This window comes from Fusibacter fontis, from assembly GCF_055378735.1.
In genome coordinates this window covers 3,309,994-3,332,997 of the sequence record NZ_AP042445.1, presented here as the reverse complement: position 1 = coordinate 3,332,997, position 23,004 = coordinate 3,309,994, and the positions used below count along the sequence as shown (strand labels likewise).

Sequence of the window (23,004 nt, the reverse complement as noted above, 5' to 3'; positions counted from 1 at the left end):
ATTGCCTCCGTTAATTGTTCCAATAAATGTCGATGATATCACCGTTTTTTAAGCAATCTGTGTATCTTGCTCGTTCACCATTCAACTTCAGAACTAAAATTCCTTTGGGCTTGGTCAAATCAAACTCAAAATGTTCAAATACATCAACAAATACCAATTCTTTTTTAGTTAATGGTAATTTCAAAGAATTCCCATTAACCGTTATGCCAATATAACTCATATCACTTTCAACATTTGAATTGTCGCCACGCTCTACGTTGAACTCATGACGGTCACTAGTTGAATCTTGAATGTGTGCTTTTTTGATAGAATCTTCGCGATAGTGATCATATTGAACGGTTTTTTTTACTTTTTTATAGGTGTAATGCTGACCCGATTTCAACTGTTCTGATTCTTCTAACTGTTTTTCTCCACAATAGAGAGAATAATCAAATGTATCAAGCTCTACAGCTTGAAGTAACTCGCCAGCAGTTTTAATTCCCTTTGTGACAATAACATCGCCATCGATAATTAAATAGTCACCTGTTCTATTAATACCATTTACACTCACAAACTCAACTAATTTAATCTCATGATCGTTTAAAGTGACCGAACTGTTTAAATTGACAACCTCTTTTAAAGTCATTTTACGTGATTTTCCCTTTTCCGCTGCGACTACCACAATGATGTCTTTATGAGCGATTCTCGAATCTAGATGAGCGGGAGCACCATTGACATAAATTTGTGCTGAATCCCCATATTCTCCTTTGATCTCTTTCTGAATACCATCAATTTGAATAAAATAACTTTCACCACGTTCAGAGATGAGATTTCTTGCATTAAATCCAGTTAAAATGAGCGCATCCGAAACCTGAAGAGGTTTCGAATTAAACAAACGAATCGCAGTATCATTGACAGTAACCTGAATAAAATCGTGATCGCGCTCTTCAAAAGCTGTCACTCCAATACCTACAGGAGTAATGAACTCAGGGCCACATAGAGGATCACATGTAAACTCTACCATTTCAAGTGTTTCGACGCTTTTAATAACGACGCGCTCAGGAGGTAATCCTAACTCTTTCGCAAGATGCGCTGTAAATTCCGGAATTCTCGATCCCCCACCAATACAAAACACAGCACTTGGCGGTTTTTTATTGAGTTCTAATATATTTTTTGCTACTTCACTCGTGATCTTGGCGATTACATCTTCAATTTCAGTCAGTATACTGGCTGTACTCAAATGATGTTCAAGTCCTAATATATCCGTAAACTGATTCTCATGACTCTTTTCTAAATTGAGTTTTAACTTCTCAGCATGATTGAAATCTAACAAGTACGTTTGTGCAATTTTTTCAGTTATTTCATCACCTGCAAGGGCAACCATTCCGTACGAAACAACCGCTCCATCTTTAGATATGGCAATATCGGATGTACCAGCCCCAACATCTACAAGTGCCAAGTTTAAGAGCCTTAAATTTTTAGGGATTGCAACATTAATCGAAGCAATTGGTTCCAATGTTAAGTTCATGACTTCAAGTCCAACTTTGGACATCACCGAATAGAGACTATCGACGACAACATGCGGTAAAAAAGTCGCAATAATGTCCACTCCAAGCAAACCACCTCTGTGCCCAACTGGATTGAGAATCATCGCGTGATCGAGATAATAATTGATGACACTATATCCTACACAATAATACTCGGAATGCACGCCAATTTCTTCGGCAATTCTCTTTTGTGCCTTTTGAATGGCTTGCATCTCAACACCATCCATGATTTCCTTATTGACTTCCTTCGTCAAATCAATCTCTTGTTCATAAAGGGCGCGTTCTGTTTTAAGAGCGCGTCCTGCAGCAGCGATTGCAACTTGTTCGAGCTTATACCCGTTACGATTCTGAAGATTATCGACAACCACTCGAACCACTTCCGCTACTTTTTCAATATCGTGAATTTGACCATCAAACATAGCTCGATCGGGATGTTCCATCACTTCATGATCAAGAACGACATATTTTTTGTCCTCTTTTCTTGAAATAACTCCAACGACACTTCGCGTTCCAATATCCAATGAGAACATCAAATTTTTAGGCATCGCAGCTAATTTTTTATTGCTCATTTACTTTACTCCTATTGGTCGTTTTATAATACTTACAATATGGCTGTAGTGTGCATTCTGTACAATTAGGATTTCGAGCTTTACACACTCTTCGACCATGAAAAATAATCATATGATGTGCTTTGGTCCATCGATCACGATCAATGCCCTGCATCAGTTGTTTTTCTGTTTCTTCAACAGTCTGTGCATTTGCAAGGCCTATGCGATTGGATACTCGAAAAACATGGGTATCTACTGCAATTGCAGGCGTATCAAAAGCATTGCTCACAACGACATTGGCTGTTTTCTTGCCAACCCCCGGCAACGTCATGAGCATCTCAATGGTTCCCGGCACGTTTCCATGAAAATTGTGAACGATCATTTGGGATGTTTCATATATGTTATGCGCCTTATTTTTGTATATTCCACAAGGTTTAATGATATTTTCTAATTCAGTTAACGATAATGTTAGCAATTGTTCGGGTGTATTTGCCTTTTCAAACAAAATTCGTGTCACTTGATTCACGCGGACATCCGTACACTGAGCACTTAAAATAACAGCTATTAGCAGTTCAAAAGGCGAAGAATATTCAAGCTCAGCTTTTGCATCTGGATAAAGCCGGTCAAGTTCTAATATGATTTCGCGAATCATTTTTTTCGTCATAAATACCTCTCCACTTGTTAACAATTATATCATACTTTTTCTTGTTCGCTTATAAAAATAGAGTGTCCAAATAAAGAAATCTGGACACTCTTTGCTGTTTGAATTTCTTAATAAAAATTTGCTACACTACGGTTGAAAACAATTCATTTATTGCTCCGTCAAATGAATATACCTGCCTATTGTATAAATAATTAACGTATAAATCGGAATGATTGCCATTGCAGCAATGACGCGACCAGGCAAAAACACCATAAATCCTTTATCAAACATCATCACTAACCAAATTGTGTTTAATATAAGCGAGTTGATGATATAAGTCACGTTGACATTGAAAGCTATTTTGTCAAATCCAGTGCCTTTTGTATGATTTTTAAATACCGCTGACAAAACATAAGGTAATACAATAAAAATCACCATCACCACAATAACTAAAACAGCGACCAACAACGCATTTGGATCATTAAAACTCAGTTTACCACTGCTAAAAGTAATAAACTTTTGATAGAATAACAATCCAATCATACCAAAACCAAAGCCCACCATGACAAGTGTATTGATCCAGTTAAAGTTTTTCTTTGAATTTTGGATTTTAAACGTTTGGAACATCAACCCAGAGATGACACCGTAAAGTGCTGAAGAAAGCGTAAATCCCGGGAAAAAAGATCCTCCCATAGGATTCATCATGACGCCTACAAGATCCGCCACAACTCCTACAACACCACCAACAACAGGACCAAACATCATTCCTGCCATGATTAATGGAATACTTCCAAAACCTACACGAAGTGCAGGTAATCCTCCAAGGGGTACCATGATAGATAACGCCCGTGTGAGAACAACACTAATGGCCGCAAGTATACTCGCTTTCACAAGAACACTCGTGCTCATCATTCTTTTTTGCTTAACATGATTTGATACTTTTTCTTTCAAACTATGCACGCTCCTTTCATAATGTATTCCTACTATTACATTACTATCAAGGCAGCATAATAATGCAACAGCGGACGCAGCAAAATATCGCAGACTTTTCAATCTTTCGTTTAGAGACAACTTCCCATTCCCTAACACTTAACGCATTTTGCCTACTCTGTTACCGTAGCAATTCCAATTTTAAAGCAACGCATCCAATTCGTCAACAACTGATTTGAATACAGCGAGTGCATTTGCAACAGGCTCTTCAGTTTCCATATCCGCGCCTGCTTTTCTAAGAATATTGATTGGATAATCTTTACATCCACTTGATAAAAATTCAAGATATCGATCAATTGCAGATTGACCTTCTGTGAGCATGAGATTTGCAAGTGCAATTGCAGCTGAAAATCCAGTTGCATATTGATATACATAGAAATTATAGTACATGTGCGGAATTCTCGACCATTCGTATTTAATGGCTTCATCTACCACAACATCTGGTCCAAAGTATTTTTTATTTAAATTCAGGTAGTGATCGCACAAGAACTCTGCAGTTAAAGCCCCGCCATCTTCAACGTGCTTATGAATATCGCGTTCAAATTCAGCAAACATCGTCTGTCTAAATATAGTTCCTCTAAACTGCTCCAAGTAATGGTTTAAGATATATTTTTTCTTTTCTACATCTGTCTCGTTTTTGATGAGGTAGTCATTTAGCAAGGCTTCATTCGTTGTTGAAGCCACTTCAGCCACAAAAATCGAATACTCACCATAGACATAAGGTTGAGTTTTTCTCGTCAAATAGCTATGCATAGAATGTCCTAGTTCGTGTGCTAAGGTAAACATGCTATCTAAATTATCTTTATGATTTAAGAGTACATATGGTTTAGAATCATACGTTCCCCATGAATATGCACCACTTCTTTTACCTTCAGTTTCATAAACATCAATCCATCCATCGGTAAACGACGATCGAATCACCTCTTGATAGTCTTTACCTAATACACCGATGGCATTTGTCACAATTTCTTTTGCTTGGTCGTATTCAATTTTAAAATCCACATTTGAAACAAGTGGTGTATAGATATCATACATATGAAGTTCTTCCACACCCATAATGCGTTTTCTTAACTTCATATATTTGTGAAAAGTCTCTAAATTGGCATTGACTGCTTCAATTAATTTATCCGGAACTGAAACAGGTACATTATTTTCAAATAGAGCAGACTCTCTTGACGAGTTGTATTTTCTCGTTTTGCTAAAAAATACATTCTTTTTCACTTCACTTTGCATCAATGTTGAGATGGTATTAATATGTGATTGATATTGTTTATAGAACTTATTAAATGCATCCTGACGCAATACGCGATCTTCTGACATCATCAAAGAAATGTAGCTACCATTTGTTAATGGATGTTTTTTCCCTTCGCTATCCACTGCATCTTCAAAAGACATATCCGCATTTAAAAGCATTCCATATGTGGAACTAGGAACTGCTCCAAGTTCTTCAGCTTGAGCAAGTAACGATTCAACTTCCTCAGATAAAATATGCGGTTTTTTTCTAAACAAATCACTAAAGTGTTTTTCATAAATTGCTAAACGTTCATCTTTCAGCAAATTAAAAAACGCCGATTGATCCATCGACAAAATTTCTGGCATCGCAAAAGCCATTGCTTCATTCACATTTGCAGCTAAACTAGACGCACGCGCAACAAATGCCTGATAGGTTGGGTTTTTAGTGTTTTCATCTAACTTCATTCTAGAAAAAGTTATGACATTCACTAATTTTCTTGTTAATGTTTCGTTTAATTGAATATAGTTATAAAGTGTATCCGCGTTTTTACAAATGGTCCCCTTAAAAGATTTAATCTCTTCTGAAAGTCCCTTCACGTTTTCAAATTCACGTTCCCACGCTTCATCATTTACAAACAAATCGGATAAATCCCATAAATAATTTTGACTGATGTCTTCTCTCTTCATATGTCCTCCGCTTTAATTTCGTGTCTAATTTGTGTATTTATTGAACTGATCCAAATTCTCAGCAATGAACTCTTTCAGTTCTTCTGGTAAGTAGATCAGTTTCATTCCGCAATTATACAAACTTCCTTCGTTTTTGCACCAGATTACTTGTCCTACAACCACATAATTTTGATCTTCCAACTGAAGATCAATACTCAAAGTCGTTTCTAAATCAATTTTGACATTTGACTTAATCCCCAAACCACCCATTGAAATGTCCACTAATGAAATTTCCACTGGTGAATTAATCGCCACTTGTTGATTGGTTGCATGAAAATTGAACGACTCGATCACTCCAGCATTTCCAAAGCGTTTATCGTGTCTTCTTTCCATAAAGTCGTCCCCCTTTTCAATTTAAAATATTGAGATAAATGCATTCACCACTTCTGGATCATACTTTATTCCTGAGTTTTGTTTGATATCCTCAATTGCTTCATTGTGAGAAATAACCTCACGATATACGCGCGGTGTCGTCATAGCGTCATAACCATCTACCACGGAGATGATTCTAGAGATGAGTGGAATTTCCTTACCTTTTAAGCCTTGCGGATATCCTGAGCCATCAAAATGCTCGTGATGTGCCAATACGTTTTCGCCGATTCCAGCTAAACTTGGAGTTGCAATAAGCAGATGATACCCAATTTCACAATGTTTCATAATCTCGTTGAATTCATCCGCTTCTAATTTACCTGCTTTATTCAAAATAGCACCATTAACCGATACCATTCCAATATCGTGCATTGACGTTGACATGACAAGCTCTTCAATAGCTGAATCCGAAAGTCCGATTTGGCGTCCAATTTTCTCCGCAAATCCAACCATCCGGTCACTGTGAGTGCTTGACTCTGACAAGATCATATTCAGTTGTTGTTTTAAGGATTCAATCATCATCAACTTGATGTTCTTAGATCGTCTCAACTTATTTCGATACATCGCATGATCCGCTTCTCTAAACACGCTATCCATACTCTGAGACATTTTCTTTCTGATGGCATATCCCATTGATATGTCCACTAAAAAAGGAAATTGTACCAGTTCTTTACAGCTTTCTTGTATGCGTGTAATCAGCTGCTCAATATTTCTACTTTGTGTGATAATCGCAAATTCATCTCCGCTTAGCCTTGAAATAATATCGTCCGGATGTGAAAAAATATGTCTTAATATTTTCGCGATTTCAATGAGTAATTGATCCCCCATTTTATGTCCAAACGCATCATTGACCATTTTAAGACCATTGACATCACCCACGATAATTGCAAGTCCACGTCTTTCATTTTTTTCTAAAAAGGACATGCATTCATCAAAATACAGACGATTATAAAGTCCAGTTAATGAATCGTGCTGTGTCAAATATTGGATTTTTTCTTGAGCTTGCTTTTTCTCTGTAACATCATTTCCAACAGATTGCATCTCAAAAATTTGATTGTTTTTATAGATAATTCGATTATTGAGTTCTAAAAATCGCACTTGTCCATCGCAGCGTTTCATTTCAACTTCAATTTGTTTGCCGATTCGTGCCATGCAATAAGTGAAAATGTCATCTGTTCCAATATCGTCGATTGCTTTTTCAGACAAGAAATTCTGAATGTAAAGGGGTCTTTTTTTATCAAAATCGTTGAGTGCCATAAGTTTTGAGAACGAATGATTATAGCTCGTAATTCTACCGCTTTCATTAAAAGTGATAATCATAGCAGACGCATTATCAAAGAGTTCTTTATATCGTTCTTCGCTTTCTTGAAGCTTATGAGAAATCAACACACTTTCTGTGATATCTTTTAAAATTCCCTTCTCGAACATCAACTTTCCAAAGGAATCGCGCTCGTGGATTACCCATTCTTCCACCCAACGGACATCTCCATTTTTACAAACAATTCTATATTGATTTTTATAATTATGCTTGCCATGTTCTCTCGCCCAGTATAATTCAGCTTTTACGCGATCACGGTCTTCTGGATGTACAAAATCCCAATAATCTCTTAAATCGCCCGTATAAAAGTCATCTGGTGTGTATCCAAATTGACTAATATTATCTGATACAAAATCCGTTGGGATTGCTTCAGATAATGTCCACTTAAAAATCACAAGATTGGTCTTATTAATAATATCATAAGCTTCTTCTAGCTCATTTGCCAATTTATTCGTCAATTTTGCCAGTGCCATATTACCCCCGATAAATTATCTCTTCACCATCTTATACCCAAGAAATTCCATTTTACCGCTTATAGAAAGAACAAAATTATGTATTATTCCTTATTATATCATAGGTAAGAACTTTATTGTTTAAAAAAATAAGAGCAGCGCAAATATTCAAACTATTTTGCGCTGCTTTTGTTTATTTTTAACGAAATTTTCGTTGGCGAAATTAACATCACTCTTAAGAATGGCATGCATTTAACTAGTGATTCCCATCAAATCGCTCACCTTTCACACTATAAATCACCCATTCTGCTATATTGGTCGTATGATCCGCCATGCGTTCGAGGTACTTTGCAATCATCATAAAGTCCATGCACTGCCTAATGTCTTGTGATCTCTCTCTCATGAGAAGTTCAAGGTCGTCTAATATAAGTTGATAGTATTCATCGACGATATCGTCACTCATACAGATTTCTTTGGCGAGTTCCACATCTTGATCAATGTAACAATCCACTGTCATTTTAATCATTTCCTTCACTTTCGCTGCCATTTTTGGCAAATCAATGAGCGGTTTGATATAGTTTTTATTGGATAAATCGAGTGTTAATTTTGCAATATCTTGACAATGATCTGCAATTCTTTCTAAATCTGTTACGATTTTTACGATTGAGAAAATTCGCCTTAAATCTGATGCAACTGGCTGTTGACGTGCAATTAAATAGGTACATTTATTTTCTATTTCTAAAGCCATTTGATCAAACACATCATCGCCTTCATAAATCGCTCTAGCCAGAACAACATCTTTATTGGTTAACGCGGTTATGGTATTTTCGATCGCCTTTTCAATCATGGTTCCCATCTTAATAATATCCACGTGAATGGCTTGAAATTCACTTTCTAACATTGCTCTCATGATATAATCCCTTTCTTTATCAACCAAATCTGCCGGTAATATAATCTTCTGTTCGTTTATCCCTAGGATTCGAGAAAATCTGATCGGTTTGACCAAATTCAATCAGTTCTCCCATCAAGAAAAATGCCGTCTTATCGGATATCCTTGCAGCTTGCTGCATAGAATGCGTCACAATGCTAATGGAATAGCTGGATTTTAAACTATCGATAAGTTCTTCGATTTTTGCAGTTGCAATAGGGTCGAGTGCAGAAGTTGGTTCATCCATTAGAATAACATCTGGTTGTACAGCAAGAGCTCTTGCAATACAAAGTCTTTGTTGCTGTCCGCCAGATAATCCAAATGCATTATCGTTTAATCTGTCTTTTACTTCGTCCCAAAGTGCAGCACTTTTTAAAGAGACCTCAAGGATCTCCTCAAGCACCAATTTGTCTTTAATTCCATGAATTTTAGGACCATATAGTACGTTTTCTTTAATCGATTTTGGGAATGGATTCGGTTTTTGAAACACCATACCTACTCGTGTTCGCAATTCTTCTACTCGCATCGTTTTATCGAATATATTAATCCCATGGTATAAAATTTCACCGGATGTTCTAACTACAGGAATGTTCTCGACCATACGATTCAGCGTTTTAATAAAGGTCGATTTTCCACATCCTGACGGTCCTATAATCGCCGTTACTTCATTTTTATCAATTTGAATGTTGATGTTTTTAAGAGCTTGATCATTTCCATACCACAAATTCAAATCTCTCACATCATAAACCATTTTGTTTTTGTTTTTATCCACGTAACATGCCTCCGTTTAATAACCCTTTTGAGATTTATTTCTAATGACAATTGCTATAAAGTTCATTAAAAATAACGTCGTTAAAAGTACGATAATGGTCGCTGCCGCTAAATTTGCATATTCTGCAGTCAACACGGTATCAAGGGTCCAATAGTAAATTTGAATAGGTAAAGCCGTAAAATCGTCCATGAGACTCGTTGGCACTTTCATGATCAGTGCTGGAATACCAAGCACAACTAGCGGTGCCGTTTCACCAATCGCCCTTGAAATAGAAAGAATTGCACCTGTCAAGATTCCTGGAATTGCAACAGGTAGAATGACTTTGCGAATGGTCGTCCATTTACTTGCTCCCATTGCATAGGATGCTTCTCGCAAAAATCCTGGTACTGCCTTTAATGCTTCCTGACTTGATACCACTACAATTGGAAGTACCAACAAAGAAAGTGTCAAACCACCTGCTAAAATACTTGAACCTAAGTTTAATAATCGTCCAAAAAACGCTAATCCTAAGAGTCCAAAGATGACCGAAGGCACACTAGCAAGGTTGGAAATGTTGATTTTAATAAAAGACTGAAACTTACTTTTATTCGCATATTCTTCCAAATAAATAGCTGTTGATACACCCACAATCAAAGTCACTGGAATAACAATTAACATCAATCCAATTGAACCAATGATAGCACCATAAATACCGGCTTTTTCAGGAAATATGGATAATTTTCCTGTTAAAAAATCAAGATCTAACCAGCCGATACTTTGTGAAATAATTTGATATAAAATGAGTCCAAGCACCAATAACGCAATCACTGTAGAAAGCGAAAAGAGGATTTTGGAAATATGATTCAACCAAATACGATGATTCAGTCTTTTTGCATTAAAAGGATTTGTTTTTGAAGGGACTATGTTCGCTTGATGTTCGTTTTGTTTGACTAAAATCATATAATCACCCACCGCATCCTTGTCATCATCTATTGAAAGTTTGATTTGTTGATTTATGTCCATATTAATACTCCTCTCTAAATTTTTTAGAGATTCTCTGTGCTATATAATTCATGAAAAATGTAAAGATAAAGAGCAATAAGCCCACTGCATAAAGGCTATAATACCCTGTCGTTCCGCTTCCCGCATCACCGCTTGTAAATTCAACGATATAACCCGTCATAGTCTGCATAGATTGAGTTATATCAAATGTGAAGACTTTTGAACTTCCGCTTGCAATCGCCACGATCATCGTCTCACCGATTGCTCTTGAAATGGCCAAAACAAACGAAGCCATGATCCCAGAAATCGCAGCAGGTAATACGACTTTTAATGTCACTTCAAGTTTAGTGGATCCAAGTCCATATGCACCTTCTCTCATGGCATTTGGAACCGATCGCATAGCATCTTCAGATAATGATGCCACCATAGGAATAATCATAATACCCATGACAATTCCCGGGCTGAGTACATTCTTTGCTTCTAAATTTGGAAGCATTTTCATTAATAAAGGTGTCACAAATGAGTACGCAAAAAAGCCATACACGATGGTAGGAATACCTGCGAGAATTTCCATAATTGGTTTAATAACCGATCTTAATTTATACGAAGCAAACTCACTCATAAACATCGCAGCAGCAAGTCCCAACGGAATTGCAACGAGCATTGCGATAAGTGTGGTCATCAACGTACCATTAATAAGTGGCAAAATACCAAATGATGGCGTACTGCTTAGAGGCGCTAATGTCGTGCCAAAAAATTCAAAAATACTCACTTCTTTGAAGAATTTGAGCGCGTCAGTCAGCAAGGTGAATACAATTCCAACCGTCGTCACAATGGAAATACTCGCCATTACTTTGAAGATTCCAGGCATGATTTTGTCAGCCTTGTTTTTGTTTTTACCGATATTGGTTCTAATCTGATCTCTGATATTATCCATACTAAGTCTCCATAGACAACCAGAAATGAAGAAACTCAATTATGAGTCCCTTCATTTGACTGGTGGTTTTACATTACATTTAAAGGTGATTTATAGGTGAGCTTTCAAAGGAATCTCGTGTACTTCTTATTTTAGAGCATCTAATTGTTTTGCATACTCTTCGTAAACTGAATCTGGAAGTGGTGCAAAACCATTTTCTCCTGCAAGTTTAAGTGCGCCTTCTTTAGACACTACGAATTTAGCGAAATCCAAAACTTGTGGTTTTTCTTTTGCGAAATCAGCATTTAAGTACGTGAATACCGGTCTTGTAAATCCTGAGTAAGCTAAGTCTTCACCGATTGTCGAAAGTTCTGGAGCAACTGGACCATTACCAAAATCTACTTTAACAGCTGTTAATTTATCTTGATTGTTTACATAGTAACCGTAACCGAAGAATGCAATTGCGTTTTTATCTTTTGAAACTAAATCTACAAGTGTTGAATATTCTTGTTGTAAATTAGCAGTTACAACCATTGGTTCTTTTTTCAAAATCACTTCAGCAAAGAATTCATACGTACCATGGTTTTCATTTGGACCGTAGAATTTCACTTCTTCACTTGGCCAATCTGCACGGATATCTGACCATAACACTTTGTCATCATCTTTATATTTTTTTGATAAGAACATGTTGATAATTTCATCTTTTGTCATTTCTGTTGCCCATGTGTTATCTTTATTGATGACCATCGTTAAACCATCATAAGCAAGTTTGATTTCAAGTACATTTTCACCAAGTTTCATGCCTTTTTCTTCGAGTTGTTGTACTTCTTCGTCTTTAATAACTCTTGATGCGTCTGATAAATCTGTTTCACCAGGAATAAATTTTTTAAATCCTGCACTTGTTCCAGCTCTACCAACTTGAACACTTACATTTGGTTGAACATCTGTCATATATGCTTCAGCTAAGTGAGCCATAAGTGGATATACTGTACCAGAACCATCTACGATAACAGCGCCTTCAAGAGCTTCTGTTGTTGTAGCAGCACTTGTTTCTGTTTCTGTTTCTTTTTCACTTTCAGTTGAAGATGAACCACATGCAGTCATGGTAAACATCATCGCAATGACTAAAACTAAAACTCCGACTAACTTTAAATTTTTCATGAAATGTTTTCCTCCGTTTAATCTTTACTAAGATCATTTGTTTTAAATTTCTTTTAATTTGATGATTGCTACATTTTTTTATTGCTTGTTTGTGACTAAGATCAATTACATATTCAATTTAACACGTCAATGTTAAAGACAAATATTCGGTATGTTTTGTGTTTGTTAAGTCTGTGTAAAGTCAAAAAACAAAAAAGAAGCATCCTAAGATGCTTCTTTTTTCTAATCTTGAACCAGTGGTAAATTGACTTCAAATGTACTGCCTTGTCCAACGGCACTTTCCACTGTAATTCGCCCATTATACAACATCGTAATGTGTTTAACAATTGACAAACCAAGTCCTGTACCACCTTGAGAACGACTTCTCCCCTTATCTACACGGTAGAAACGCTCAAATAATCTTTCTTTGTGACTACTATCAAATCCAACACCTGTGTCGATGACTTTAATTGAAACCCATGAACCTCTTTGGCTTACCCAGATGGTAACGCTTCCTTTTTCAGTATACTTAATGGCATTGTCCACAAGATTTATGAAAAGTTGTTTGATTCGATCTCGATTGGCAAAAATGGTAACTTCGTTCTCTGTTTCATACTGAAATACAAGAGACAATCCTTTGTTTTGTGCATTGTACTTCAGAATATCGACCACTTCATTTAATACCGATCGTAAATCCACCATCGTTTGCTCTGGTGTCACTTCTCGACTTTCTATTTCTGATAGCAATAAAATATCATTGATTAAGCGCGAAAGACGATCTGATTCAATATCGATAATGTCTAAAAATCGCATGGCTGTAGCAGAATCGTTAATTGCACCATTTTTTAAGGTATCTACAAATCCTTTTATAGAAGTCAAAGGCGTTTTTAACTCATGAGAAACATTCGACACAAAATCACTTCGCATTTTTTCGAGTTTACGAATCTGAGTGATGTCCTGTATCACGATAATTGCACCATTGATGACACTATCTCGTTCAAAAATAGGATTGACTGTGACGCTTAAAATCTTCTCGTTATGTGTGTACACCAGTTCTGCACTATGTGCAATTTTAAAATGTAACGTCTTCTCAATTAATCGAAGAATTTCGTCGTTTCGAATCACTATATATGAAGGTGAATTCTTAACATCCTCAGACTCGGGAATATTGAGAAGTTTGTAGCAATATTGATTGATTAATATAATTTTTTGCATTTTATCCACGGCGATAACGCCATTTGTCATGCTGTTTAAAATTGTTTCCAGTTCAAAATTTCTATTTCTAAGTGCTCCTACCGTTTCACTTAGAGTTTCGCTCATTAGATTAAATGAGTCTGCGAGATTGCCAATTTGATCATGTGAATGTATATAGATTTTTTTTCCAATATCGCCATGGGCAATTTCATTTGCTGCTTTGGTCAAAGCATCAATTGGCGTCGTAATTTTTTTAGAAACAGCTAGCGAAATAAAGAATGCGACAACGCCTGAGAATCCTATGAGAATGAGACTGATCGTCAACACGCGAGCATTCATTTCTTCAAGCTCAACAAGTCTCTTTGATACCCGAATATACCAACTTTGGGAGTCAATGGTCACAGGAATCGCAACATAGATAAAATCCGACTTTACAGTATCGCTATATCGAATCGAAACGCCTAAATCGCCCGTCTTTATGGCCTCAACAACTTCTGGTCTTTTAATATGGTTATCCATTTTACTCGGATTTTCTGATGAATCTGCTAAAACAGTTCCATCTTCCGAAATAACTGTCACCCTCGATTGAGTATTCTTCCGAATCTCTTGTATGAAAGTCTCATAATCATAAGCATCCGCAGTATATTTTGTATAAGTCTCTACAAAAAGTTGGCTGGTTAATTTTGCTTCGGACACAAATCGATCTTTCAATTGCATCGTCATCATTTGAGTCACGCTAAATGTCATAATCCCTGAAAATGCCACTGTCAATATAAATATAAGCAAGATAAATGAAGAGGTAATCTTTTTTTTCATCTCCATCACCTACGATTTAAACTTATATCCGATGCCTCTAACCGTTAAAATAAACTCCGGATTTTTGTCATCTAATTCAATTTTTTTGCGAAGCTGTCGAATGTGGACATCTACAGTACGCGTTTCACCCATGTAATCGTATCCCCAAATAGATTCGAGAAGTTCATCTCTAGTAAAAACTCGATTAGGGGTTTTCATGAGCTTTTCAAGGAGCTCGAACTCTTTTAAGGTTAAAACAAGTTCAATTCCATCCTTAAAGATTTGATGCGTCTCAGTTCGAATAAACAATCCCTTGTCAGGAATCTGATCTGTCACAATAGGTGGTGCTTCTTTTGCTTTAGCTCTTCTCAATACAGATTTTACTCTTGAGATAAACTCTCTCGTCCTAAAAGGCTTCCCGATGTAATCATCCGCGCCCATTTCAAGGCCAATGACCGCATCAATTTCCTCATTTTTAGCAGTGAGCATAATCACTGGGAGTGTTGCATGCTCCGACTGTCTAATCTGTCTTAAAACTTCAATGCCGTCAATTCCTGGCAGCATAAGATCTAAGATGACGCCATCAAGTGCTTTTGAGTGAATGATTTCCAATGCTTGTTCACCCGTTTCAGCTTGTATCACATCATAACCATTACTTTCTAAATTATAACGCAGCAACTCTAATATGTGGATTTCATCATCCACAATCAACAATCGACTTTTCGACATATTCTACCTCTCCAATTTGGCTCATTAAATGAGACCTTATTATTTGTAATTAATCTTAGTGAGGTGATTCAACTTTATTGTACACGAACATTATTTTTTTGACAATCAATGAAATTCGGGTATTTATTTTTTGACATATTCTCAGGATTCGGTTGTTTTTTATTTCGATATCCTACATAATTAAACTATCTGTTTCACTTATTTGACAGGCATTATTTGGAGGCTTTATGATTTCACTTTCGTACAATAAGAACAAAGATTTTTACAAAATGCTTTTTACCATCTCGATTCCAATTGTGATCCAAAACTTAATTTCGTCTTCGCTCAACTTAGTTGACAACGTCATGGTTGGTCAACTTGGCGAGACCTTTATAGCTGCTACAGGACTTGCAAATCAGTTGTTTTTTATCATGACATTGATCTTATTTGGTGCCAATAGTGGCATCAGTATCTATATTGCACAATTTTGGGGAAAAAAGGAAACAGGAAAAATCAAATCGGTATTGTCACTTGGCATATTGTTTGGCGTCTGTATAACAACTGTTTTTACAATTATAGGAATTGTATTACCCAAACAAACCCTTGCGCTGATGTCAAAAGACGCCGATGTCGTCCTTTACGGAGCAAAATATCTACGGATTGTCAGCTCGAGCTTCATACTGACAGCGATTAGCTTCTCATTTAGTTTTTCAGCAAGAAGTGTTGGTCACCCAAAACTTCCAATGATTGCCTCAGTCATATCTTTATTGACCAATACGGTTCTCAACTATATTTTGATTTTTGGTAAGCTCGGTCTTCCTGCTATGGGTGTGGAAGGTGCAGCAATTGCAACCGTCATCGCAAGAGTTGTAGAACTCATCATCGTTTTAATGGGCATCTATCGCTCAATCCCTGTACTAGCAGTCAGCATCAAAGATTTCTTTAAAATTGATCAAGCTCTTGCCAAAATGGTGGGGAAAACAGCATTTCCCGTTATTGTGAACGAAGGATTTTGGTCATTAGGAATGACCGCTTATTCATTGGTATATGCACATATTGGTACAGATGCAATTGCCGCGGTTATGATTACCAATACCGTCAACAGTCTCTTTATGGTCGTTGGATTTGGACTTGGGAACGCTTCTTCTGTAATGCTTGGAAATACATTAGGTGCAGGAGATATTCCTCGAGCAATTGACTACAATAAAAAATTCCTAACACTGAGTATTTTGTTAGGAATCGTCATATGTGGTTTAATTAATTTAACAGCACCTTTAATCGTCCAATCGCTTTATCAACTAACGCCAGATTCCTATGCACTTACATTGAAAACTTTAAGAATTCTCGCGTTTTTTATGTCCTTTAAGTTTTATAATACCATTGTCATCATTGGTACTTTAAGGAGTGGTGGCGATACTTTGTTTTCTATGCTCCTGGAGATTTCTTGCGTTTGGCTGATTGGTGTTCCACTCGCTGCACTTGGTGCATTTGTTCTCAAATGGCCAGTCTATCTAGTCGTAGCGCTTGTCAACTTCGAAGAAGTCATCAAACTCTTCATTGGTCTACCTCGAATCATTAGCAATAAATGGGCTAAACGCTTGGTTTAAGAAGCCAAGTCATTTGCATACGAACACATTCCGCTTCACTCATATCAATGATGATATGCTCTGAGATTGCAGTTTCTGCAGTCTCTTTTATTTTTGCAGTCTCTTTTATTTTTGTCACTAATTGGACTTGTTCCCCTTGCAGAACTTCTTTTTTGAAACTGATCTTCATTTCAAATAGCGAATATTGATCCAAGAACTCTTTTGACAACGAATCTAGCGCCCATCTTACATAGGCAACATTGTTCACGTGTTGATTGACGTCAATATCCGAGTAGACCGTTTCACGTTTGGTTATATTTTCATAGACAATTGAATGATTGACATCTGAATCATTCTGAAAACTTTCAAATTCAATCTTTCCTGGTTTTTCTGCACTTTCAGAAACTTCGAATACGCGATTGAGTAATGAGGGTAAGTTGGATTGTTTTCTTGTGATTGGATTGACATATGCCCACTTGCTCATACCCTCTCCAATTACTGAACCTGACTCATTTTCAATCCAATATCGTCGGTAAGCGATAAATTTTCGAAAATAGGTAGGTTCTGTAATCAGTCGAATCATCTGAGCGCTTGTAACCATTTGATGCAGTTTTACATGCCATTCAAGAATCATCCATATTCCGTCAAGAACCCCGGGTTCAACAGTCGCGGTTTTTTCATCGAAATGCGTCGTCGAAATATCTTGTAAAAAGTTTAAAAGTGTCGTAGGTTTCAACATGGAGTGCTTATCTAAATCAAAATGATTGACCATATAGTTTTTCTCATAACGTTGCCCCATCTTTGTCTTCTCCTTGGTCGTCTAATATTTATCTTGATCCTATTATAGCATGAAATTCTTTTGAAACTTGATGAAAATTGTCATTGATAATTTATAAGGACTGTGGTATTATCTTTAAGAATAAAATAAAGCTTTTTAATTTGGTCCAGTGAGGCTAAAAAGAGAAGATTGCGATCTTCTCCCACAAACAACTTTTAAAGGGAGGTTTTTTTATGTCAACAAATAGCTATGCCGTTAACACATCGACTCTAAAAGATGCCAAGAATTTTGTCCTTGGTCTTCAACATCTCATCGCCATGTTTGGCGCAACTGTACTCGTTCCAATTCTTACAGGCTTCAACCCATCCGTCGCACTTTTCACAGCAGGTGTGGGAACGCTTGTTTTTCACTTCTGTACTGAATTTAAAGTACCTGTATTCTTAGGCTCTTCATTTGCATTTATTCCATTAATTATTCAAGTTCGAGACATGTATTCCGGCGATTTGACATATGCCCAAGGTGGTATTGTCGTTGCGGGATTTATTTATGTCCTTTTGTCCATTATTGTCAAAACAGTCGGCGTTCAAAAAATCACTAAATTCTTACCTGCTCACGTCGTGGGACCAATGATTATCGTCATAGGACTTAATCTTGTTCCAGTAGCGGTTGATATGGCGTCAACACACGTTCTCTTAGCATCTGTAACACTAGGCATTGCACTTTTGGTACATTTTTTAGGCAAAGGATTTATCAAGCAGCTATCCATCTTGATTGGCGTCGTAAGTGGGTATGCACTAGCTTCAACGATGCAATTAGTTGATTTTAGCGTCATACAAAAAGCTTCCATTGTATCTATTCCTGATTTTTCTTTACCAAAGTTTAGCTTTGAAGCCATCATCATTATTGCACCTGTTGTGTTAGCAGTGTTTATGGAACATGTAGGCGATATCACAACTAACGGAACGGTTGTTGGGAAAAATTTTGTTGAAAATCCTGGACTCAATAAAACCTTATTAGGCGATGGCCTTGCAACGATGATCGCTGGTTTTATGGGTGGACCTGCCAATACAACTTATGGTGAGAATACTGGTGTTCTGGCCATTACTAAGAATTATAACCCTGCAATCTTAAGACTCACGGCAGTCTTTGCGATCATATTAGGTCTTGTAGGTAAACTCGGAGCTGTTCTAACATCCATTCCAACAGCGGTCATGGGAGGCATTAGTTTAATGCTATTCACAATGATTTCACTGATTGGCGTTAAAAATATTCGCGATAACAAAGTTCAAATGACACCTGCTCATCTCATCGTCATGGCAAGTATCCTCATCATTGGATTGGCACCTTCTTACTTAAAAGCATTGCCACTCGCTCTACCGATTCCAGGTACATCTGTTACTTTATCTGGATTGAGCTTAGCTGCAATCGTAGGTGTTATTCTAAATACATTATTCACAACACTCAAGAAACAACACGCTTAATCCTCTACATTCAAGCTTGAATCCACACAAGCCAAAATAGATTTTCAGATAAAGTTACCTATAAACAGTCTGCTCAACACAAAATAATAGCGCCTAAGTAGCGGATACACATCATCCTCTATTTAGGCGCTTTCATATTATTTAGGTTCAGGGCATTCATGATCCAGTTCGCCGAGCACTTTATACAGCAGTCGATAGAGTTGAATACTTTCCTCTTGACTGAGATGAATGCAACTGCCAATCTTCTTGGGAATCTCTACAGCTACTTCTTTAAGCGTTTCCCCCTGTTCCGTAATGCTCACCACTAGATTTCGTTCATCTTCCTTTGAACGTTCTCGATGTATGTACCCTTTTGATTCTAGTTTTTTCAAAACAGGTGTCAACGTGCCCGAATCTAGGTAAATATGCTCGCCTAGTTCCTTCACATTTATGGTTTTTTTATCCCACATCACCATCATAGTAATATACTGTGTATAGGTCATATCCAGCTCATCGAGATACGGTTTGTATCGTCTCACGATTTCTTTTGAACAAGCGTATAACGGAAAACACAACTGATTTTCTAATTTTAACGCTTTATAATTATTCTCCATTTGATTATCCCTATTCAATGTATAGCAACACTTCGCTAACATTTCACCTTATTTCATATAATAAAATAAGTTTAACACACTTTATTTTTGGAATCAAATTAAACGTTGTGATTTATTCCAAAACGTTTCGCGGCATTCCAAACCTGAGTTTATCACACTGTATCTATGCGAGTTCTTTTGATTTTTCAAAGGCTTCACGCACAGCCTTTGATAGCTGATCCGTACAAGATGTCGGTCTTCTTCCGCATGTAATTCCCGCTAAGTTTTCTTCGATTTGATCCACTGTCCAGCCATCAAGTATTTTAACAAGTGCTTTCAAATTGCCGTTGCAACCACCTTCTAAAAATTCAATCTGTCGGACGGTATCACCCTCAAGTTGAAATTTAATCTTTCTTGCACATGTATTTTCCGTATGAAATAGGTATTCCATCCTCTACCTCGCTAACAAAGACTTGATTTTTTCATCAATTTTTTCTGGGGTGACTGTTGGTCCAAATCGATCCACTACGACTCCATTTTGATCCACTAAGAATTTTGTAAAGTTCCATTTAACCTTCTTGCCAAAGAGACCATTTTTTTCAGCTTTTAAATACGTAAATAGAGGATCTTCATGTTCGCCATTGACATCGACCTTTGAAAACATTTTAAAGGTAATGCCATATCGTGATTGACAAAAATCCTCGATTTCTTCCTCTGTTCCTGGCGCTTGATTTCCAAACTGATTACATGGAAAATCAAGTACTTCAAATCCTTGTGCTTGATATTTTTCATATAAATCTTGTAACCCTTCATATTGAGGTGTAAATCCACATCCTGTGGCAGTATTGACGATTAATAGTACTTTACCTCGATACGCATCTAAGCTGATCATTTGACCTGTAGCATCTTTCACATTAAGTTCATAAGTAGACATCACAAAACTCCTTTTTAATTTTATACAATCCAATCGCATTAAATGTTTACAATTGAATTGTACACAATCTATTTTGCGTTGTCAATGAAATCTTATCAATTCTTTATATTTTATTTTTTGCTTCATTGTAAATGTTGAGATGTCATTTGAATAATGGTTTGTACGACTTCTTCTATGTCAGAATCTGCTATGCCGCTATAAGAAAATACGACAATTTTTTGAAACGCATCTCCTTCGATTCTCTCTAAAACAATTCCACGCTTAAGACATTCCTCAACAACGTGTTTAAGCTGAACCGAATCATCAAAAGACAGCGTCACGTGTAAACCAGATCCTGTACCAATGAGCTTTATATAAGGCGATTCATACTTTTTAAAGGCTTCAATCAGCAATTGGTTTTTTCTTCCGTAAATTTTCTTAATACGCCGAATATGTCGTTCAAATGCCCCTTCAATCATAAAATTTTCAAGTGCCAATTGATCAATTTTAGAAACACTTTGAGAGTATCTTGCTAAAATGGGCGCAAATCGTTCGGTTAAGGTTTCTGGGATAATCATAAAGCTCATTCGCAGTGCAGGGACCAACAACTTAGAAAACGACCCAACATAAATAACGTTGTCTCCAGCACCTAAACCTTGAAGCGCAGGTACTGGATATCCTTCATATCTCAGTAGGCTATCGTAATCGTCTTCTATGATAGTTGCGTTGTTTTTTTCTGCCCAATCGATGAGTTGAAGTCTTTTCTTAATCGACATGACGCTTCCAGTTGGGTATTGATGAGATGGCGATACATAGACTAGTTTTGCCTGACTTTTTTCTAACCGATGCATCTGAATCCCATCTTTTTCAACAGGTATTTTTTCCATCTGATAACCATAATCTTCAAACACGACCATCCCCTTTGAAAATCCTGGATATTCAAATCCAATGATCGGTTGATCACATTTAAAAGCTGTCGCAATCAAACCAAACAAATACTGAATACCCGCACCGATGATAATCTGTTCTGGTTTACATACACCACCTCGCGACTGATGCACAAAACTAGCGATTTCTCGTCTTAAACCATACTCGCCTCTTACATCGCCATAACTCAAAAGCGCGTGTGTTTCATATTCAAGTACGCGATTTACCGCTTTTTTCCAATCATTAAAGTTAAACGCACTTTCAACTGCACCGTCAGAGTTGTAAATTTTAGCAATTTCAGGAGGTCGCTGCGGTGTGTAGTTTTCAGGCATACGCTTAAATTGCCCCAACTCAATTGCGTTAAAATTCAATACATAGTAGCCACTTTTATTTTTACTTTCGATATAGCCCTCAACCAATAGCTGGCTATAGGCATTTTCAATCGTCGCTTTGCTGACATTCAGCATTTTCGACGTGGCGCGAACAGAAGGTAATTTTTCTTCACTTTTGATATGTCCCGTTTCAATTTCACTTTTTATGTAGTCATATAATTGTCTGTATTTAGGTACCCCATTCTGTTTAAAATCAATGACAAAGCCGATCATATAAAGACTCCTTCCGCTTAAAACTGACCCTATAGTTTATTCCAATTCTGTATCTGTTGATAATGTCAATTATATCGTATGCTATGGATGTATTCAAGAAAAGTGGAGGAAGTCATGAAGAATAATTCTAAATTATTGGTTTACACTGCATTAATGGCAGCTTTTGTATTTTTAACGACGTATATGATTCAAATTCCCATTCCATTTACAAATGGTTACATTCACATGGGAGATATGAGTATTTTTATTGCGGGTATCCTCTTAGGACCTCTTTATGGTGGCGCTGCTGCTGGTATTGGTTCAGCGATGGCAGATTTTCTCGGCGGTTATGGTCAATGGATTATTCCTACGCTCATTATTAAAACCATCATGGGCATGCTCATCGGATATTTTGCAAAACCATCTACAAACACAAAACCATATGTCGCAGGAACACTTGTTATTTGGGTAAGTTCATTGATTGGATTTGTTTATGCGATTAGTCAATCCAGTGTGGATTTTTTGAAAACTGAAGTAGAAGAAGTTGCAAAAGCAACTGATGCGCTTGCCTTTATTTCTCAAGTAAAAACACAATTACTCGTGGTAACAATTGGATTACCAATCCTTCTTGTATTGCTTTGGATGATTAAAAAGAAATATCACGTGACCTTCAATCAATTAGTGGGAATGGTCATTTCAGGGATCTGGATGGTTATGGGGTATTACGTAGCTTCAGCCTTGATTTACGGTAGCTGGATTGCTCCAATTTTCTCAATTCCTTGGAATATCGTTCAGTTCTCAATTGGAGCTGTGTTAGCCTTTTTAGTGCTCGCATCACTAAGTAAGACAAACGTCCTTCAAAAGACGCTTTTAGTTGCAAAAAAATAATATTTTGTACATGCACAGTTCATCCTCTGCATTTAC

General features: G+C 36.9%; 21 protein-coding genes and 1 riboswitch. Of the genes, 3 read left to right on the top strand and 18 right to left on the bottom strand.

All coding sequences use genetic code 11. From position 1 onward, the window contains the following. Nucleotides 1-10: 10 nt before the first annotated feature. The 13 genes from ACZ41W_RS15120 to ACZ41W_RS15060 all read right to left on the bottom strand — a co-directional run bounded on the left by ACZ41W_RS15120 (nt 11) and on the right by ACZ41W_RS15060 (nt 15,260). Nucleotides 11-2,095, bottom strand: a complete 2,085-nt coding sequence (locus tag ACZ41W_RS15120; RefSeq protein ID WP_464312830.1) for a cell division protein FtsA — start codon at nt 2,093-2,095, stop codon at nt 11-13. Next, nucleotides 2,085-2,738, bottom strand: coding sequence for an endonuclease III (nth, locus tag ACZ41W_RS15115; RefSeq protein WP_464312829.1), 654 nt, complete (start codon nt 2,736-2,738; stop codon nt 2,085-2,087). Before nth ends, ACZ41W_RS15120 begins: the two co-directional genes overlap by 11 nt. 147 nt (nt 2,739-2,885) lie before the next feature. After that, the gene (locus ACZ41W_RS15110; protein ID WP_464312828.1) at nt 2,886-3,668 is read right to left on the bottom strand and encodes a folate family ECF transporter S component; all 783 of its coding nucleotides are present in this window, start codon (nt 3,666-3,668) and stop codon (nt 2,886-2,888) included. Between the two features lie 66 nt (nt 3,669-3,734). After that, nucleotides 3,735-3,830, bottom strand: a riboswitch (THF riboswitch). Between the two features lie 18 nt (nt 3,831-3,848). Continuing rightward, on the bottom strand, nt 3,849-5,627 hold the full coding sequence (pepF, locus tag ACZ41W_RS15105) for an oligoendopeptidase F (protein WP_464312827.1): 1,779 nt from the start codon (nt 5,625-5,627) through the stop codon (nt 3,849-3,851). A gap of 24 nt (nt 5,628-5,651) precedes the next feature. Continuing rightward, entirely contained in the window at nt 5,652-5,999 is a 348-nt protein-coding gene (locus ACZ41W_RS15100; RefSeq protein ID WP_464312826.1) for a PilZ domain-containing protein, read from the bottom strand. Nucleotides 6,000-6,020: 21 nt separating this feature from the next. Next, entirely contained in the window at nt 6,021-7,826 is a 1,806-nt protein-coding gene (locus ACZ41W_RS15095; protein ID WP_464312825.1) for an HD domain-containing phosphohydrolase, read from the bottom strand. 235 nt (nt 7,827-8,061) lie between these two features. Next, complete coding sequence (gene phoU, locus ACZ41W_RS15090) at nt 8,062-8,715, bottom strand: phosphate signaling complex protein PhoU (protein ID WP_464312824.1); 654 nt, start codon at nt 8,713-8,715, stop codon at nt 8,062-8,064. A 19-nt stretch (nt 8,716-8,734) separates the two neighbouring features. Further along, nucleotides 8,735-9,484: a phosphate ABC transporter ATP-binding protein PstB gene (gene pstB / locus ACZ41W_RS15085; protein ID WP_464314294.1), complete on the bottom strand. Its 750-nt coding sequence runs from the start codon at nt 9,482-9,484 to the stop codon at nt 8,735-8,737. Between the two features lie 36 nt (nt 9,485-9,520). Beyond that, nucleotides 9,521-10,507, bottom strand: coding sequence for a phosphate ABC transporter permease PstA (pstA, locus tag ACZ41W_RS15080; protein ID WP_464312823.1), 987 nt, complete (start codon nt 10,505-10,507; stop codon nt 9,521-9,523). A 1-nt stretch (nt 10,508) separates the two neighbouring features. Further along, the gene (gene pstC, locus ACZ41W_RS15075; RefSeq protein ID WP_464312822.1) at nt 10,509-11,423 is read right to left on the bottom strand and encodes a phosphate ABC transporter permease subunit PstC; all 915 of its coding nucleotides are present in this window, start codon (nt 11,421-11,423) and stop codon (nt 10,509-10,511) included. A gap of 126 nt (nt 11,424-11,549) precedes the next feature. Further along, nucleotides 11,550-12,563 (bottom strand): PstS family phosphate ABC transporter substrate-binding protein, encoded by a 1,014-nt coding sequence (locus ACZ41W_RS15070; protein ID WP_464312821.1) that lies wholly within the window; start codon nt 12,561-12,563, stop codon nt 11,550-11,552. A gap of 222 nt (nt 12,564-12,785) precedes the next feature. Next, the gene (gene pnpS, locus ACZ41W_RS15065) at nt 12,786-14,552 is read right to left on the bottom strand and encodes a two-component system histidine kinase PnpS (protein WP_464312820.1); all 1,767 of its coding nucleotides are present in this window, start codon (nt 14,550-14,552) and stop codon (nt 12,786-12,788) included. A gap of 9 nt (nt 14,553-14,561) precedes the next feature. Continuing rightward, the gene (locus ACZ41W_RS15060; RefSeq protein WP_464312819.1) at nt 14,562-15,260 is read right to left on the bottom strand and encodes a response regulator transcription factor; all 699 of its coding nucleotides are present in this window, start codon (nt 15,258-15,260) and stop codon (nt 14,562-14,564) included. A gap of 227 nt (nt 15,261-15,487) precedes the next feature. On the opposite strand from ACZ41W_RS15060, the gene ACZ41W_RS15055 reads away from it, so the two are divergent. Beyond that, complete coding sequence (locus ACZ41W_RS15055; RefSeq protein WP_464312818.1) at nt 15,488-16,846, top strand: MATE family efflux transporter; 1,359 nt, start codon at nt 15,488-15,490, stop codon at nt 16,844-16,846. Here the strand turns inward: ACZ41W_RS15055 and ACZ41W_RS15050 are convergent. After that, nucleotides 16,830-17,624, bottom strand: a complete 795-nt coding sequence (locus ACZ41W_RS15050; protein ID WP_464312817.1) for an acyl-[acyl-carrier-protein] thioesterase — start codon at nt 17,622-17,624, stop codon at nt 16,830-16,832. The genes ACZ41W_RS15055 and ACZ41W_RS15050 overlap by 17 nt on opposite strands. 212 nt (nt 17,625-17,836) lie before the next feature. On the opposite strand from ACZ41W_RS15050, the gene ACZ41W_RS15045 reads away from it, so the two are divergent. Then, complete coding sequence (locus ACZ41W_RS15045; protein WP_464312816.1) at nt 17,837-19,084, top strand: uracil-xanthine permease family protein; 1,248 nt, start codon at nt 17,837-17,839, stop codon at nt 19,082-19,084. Nucleotides 19,085-19,221: 137 nt separating this feature from the next. Here ACZ41W_RS15045 and ACZ41W_RS15040 read toward each other — a convergent pair whose 3' ends face one another. From ACZ41W_RS15040 to pdxR, 4 genes are all read right to left on the bottom strand, one after another. Then, on the bottom strand, nt 19,222-19,677 hold the full coding sequence (locus ACZ41W_RS15040; RefSeq protein ID WP_464312815.1) for a MarR family winged helix-turn-helix transcriptional regulator: 456 nt from the start codon (nt 19,675-19,677) through the stop codon (nt 19,222-19,224). 163 nt (nt 19,678-19,840) lie between these two features. Next, complete coding sequence (locus ACZ41W_RS15035) at nt 19,841-20,107, bottom strand: TIGR03905 family TSCPD domain-containing protein (protein ID WP_464312814.1); 267 nt, start codon at nt 20,105-20,107, stop codon at nt 19,841-19,843. 3 nt (nt 20,108-20,110) lie between these two features. Then, nucleotides 20,111-20,590: a glutathione peroxidase gene (locus ACZ41W_RS15030; protein ID WP_464312813.1), complete on the bottom strand. Its 480-nt coding sequence runs from the start codon at nt 20,588-20,590 to the stop codon at nt 20,111-20,113. 122 nt (nt 20,591-20,712) lie between these two features. Beyond that, nucleotides 20,713-22,101, bottom strand: a complete 1,389-nt coding sequence (pdxR, locus tag ACZ41W_RS15025) for a MocR-like pyridoxine biosynthesis transcription factor PdxR (protein ID WP_464312812.1) — start codon at nt 22,099-22,101, stop codon at nt 20,713-20,715. A 114-nt stretch (nt 22,102-22,215) separates the two neighbouring features. On the opposite strand from pdxR, the gene ACZ41W_RS15020 reads away from it, so the two are divergent. Further along, the gene (locus ACZ41W_RS15020) at nt 22,216-22,968 is read left to right on the top strand and encodes an ECF transporter S component (RefSeq protein WP_464312811.1); all 753 of its coding nucleotides are present in this window, start codon (nt 22,216-22,218) and stop codon (nt 22,966-22,968) included. Nucleotides 22,969-23,004: the final 36 nt, after the last annotated feature.

Coding starts and splice junctions, on each gene's coding strand:
- ACZ41W_RS15120 (WP_464312830.1), bottom strand. CDS start 2,095: ATGAGCAATAAAAAATTAGCTGCGATGCCTAAAAATTTGATGTTCTCA.
- nth (WP_464312829.1), bottom strand. CDS start 2,738: ATGACGAAAAAAATGATTCGCGAAATCATATTAGAACTTGACCGGCTT.
- pepF (WP_464312827.1), bottom strand. CDS start 5,627: ATGAAGAGAGAAGACATCAGTCAAAATTATTTATGGGATTTATCCGAT.
- ACZ41W_RS15100 (WP_464312826.1), bottom strand. CDS start 5,999: ATGGAAAGAAGACACGATAAACGCTTTGGAAATGCTGGAGTGATCGAG.
- ACZ41W_RS15095 (WP_464312825.1), bottom strand. CDS start 7,826: ATGGCACTGGCAAAATTGACGAATAAATTGGCAAATGAGCTAGAAGAA.
- phoU (WP_464312824.1), bottom strand. CDS start 8,715: ATGAGAGCAATGTTAGAAAGTGAATTTCAAGCCATTCACGTGGATATT.
- pstB (WP_464314294.1), bottom strand. CDS start 9,484: ATGGTTTATGATGTGAGAGATTTGAATTTGTGGTATGGAAATGATCAA.
- pstA (WP_464312823.1), bottom strand. CDS start 10,507: ATGGACATAAATCAACAAATCAAACTTTCAATAGATGATGACAAGGAT.
- pstC (WP_464312822.1), bottom strand. CDS start 11,423: ATGGATAATATCAGAGATCAGATTAGAACCAATATCGGTAAAAACAAA.
- ACZ41W_RS15070 (WP_464312821.1), bottom strand. CDS start 12,563: ATGAAAAATTTAAAGTTAGTCGGAGTTTTAGTTTTAGTCATTGCGATG.
- pnpS (WP_464312820.1), bottom strand. CDS start 14,552: ATGAAAAAAAAGATTACCTCTTCATTTATCTTGCTTATATTTATATTG.
- ACZ41W_RS15060 (WP_464312819.1), bottom strand. CDS start 15,260: ATGTCGAAAAGTCGATTGTTGATTGTGGATGATGAAATCCACATATTA.
- ACZ41W_RS15055 (WP_464312818.1), top strand. CDS start 15,488: ATGATTTCACTTTCGTACAATAAGAACAAAGATTTTTACAAAATGCTT.
- ACZ41W_RS15050 (WP_464312817.1), bottom strand. CDS start 17,624: ATGGGGCAACGTTATGAGAAAAACTATATGGTCAATCATTTTGATTTA.
- ACZ41W_RS15045 (WP_464312816.1), top strand. CDS start 17,837: ATGTCAACAAATAGCTATGCCGTTAACACATCGACTCTAAAAGATGCC.
- ACZ41W_RS15040 (WP_464312815.1), bottom strand. CDS start 19,677: ATGGAGAATAATTATAAAGCGTTAAAATTAGAAAATCAGTTGTGTTTT.
- ACZ41W_RS15035 (WP_464312814.1), bottom strand. CDS start 20,107: ATGGAATACCTATTTCATACGGAAAATACATGTGCAAGAAAGATTAAA.
- ACZ41W_RS15030 (WP_464312813.1), bottom strand. CDS start 20,590: ATGTCTACTTATGAACTTAATGTGAAAGATGCTACAGGTCAAATGATC.
- pdxR (WP_464312812.1), bottom strand. CDS start 22,101: ATGATCGGCTTTGTCATTGATTTTAAACAGAATGGGGTACCTAAATAC.
- ACZ41W_RS15020 (WP_464312811.1), top strand. CDS start 22,216: ATGAAGAATAATTCTAAATTATTGGTTTACACTGCATTAATGGCAGCT.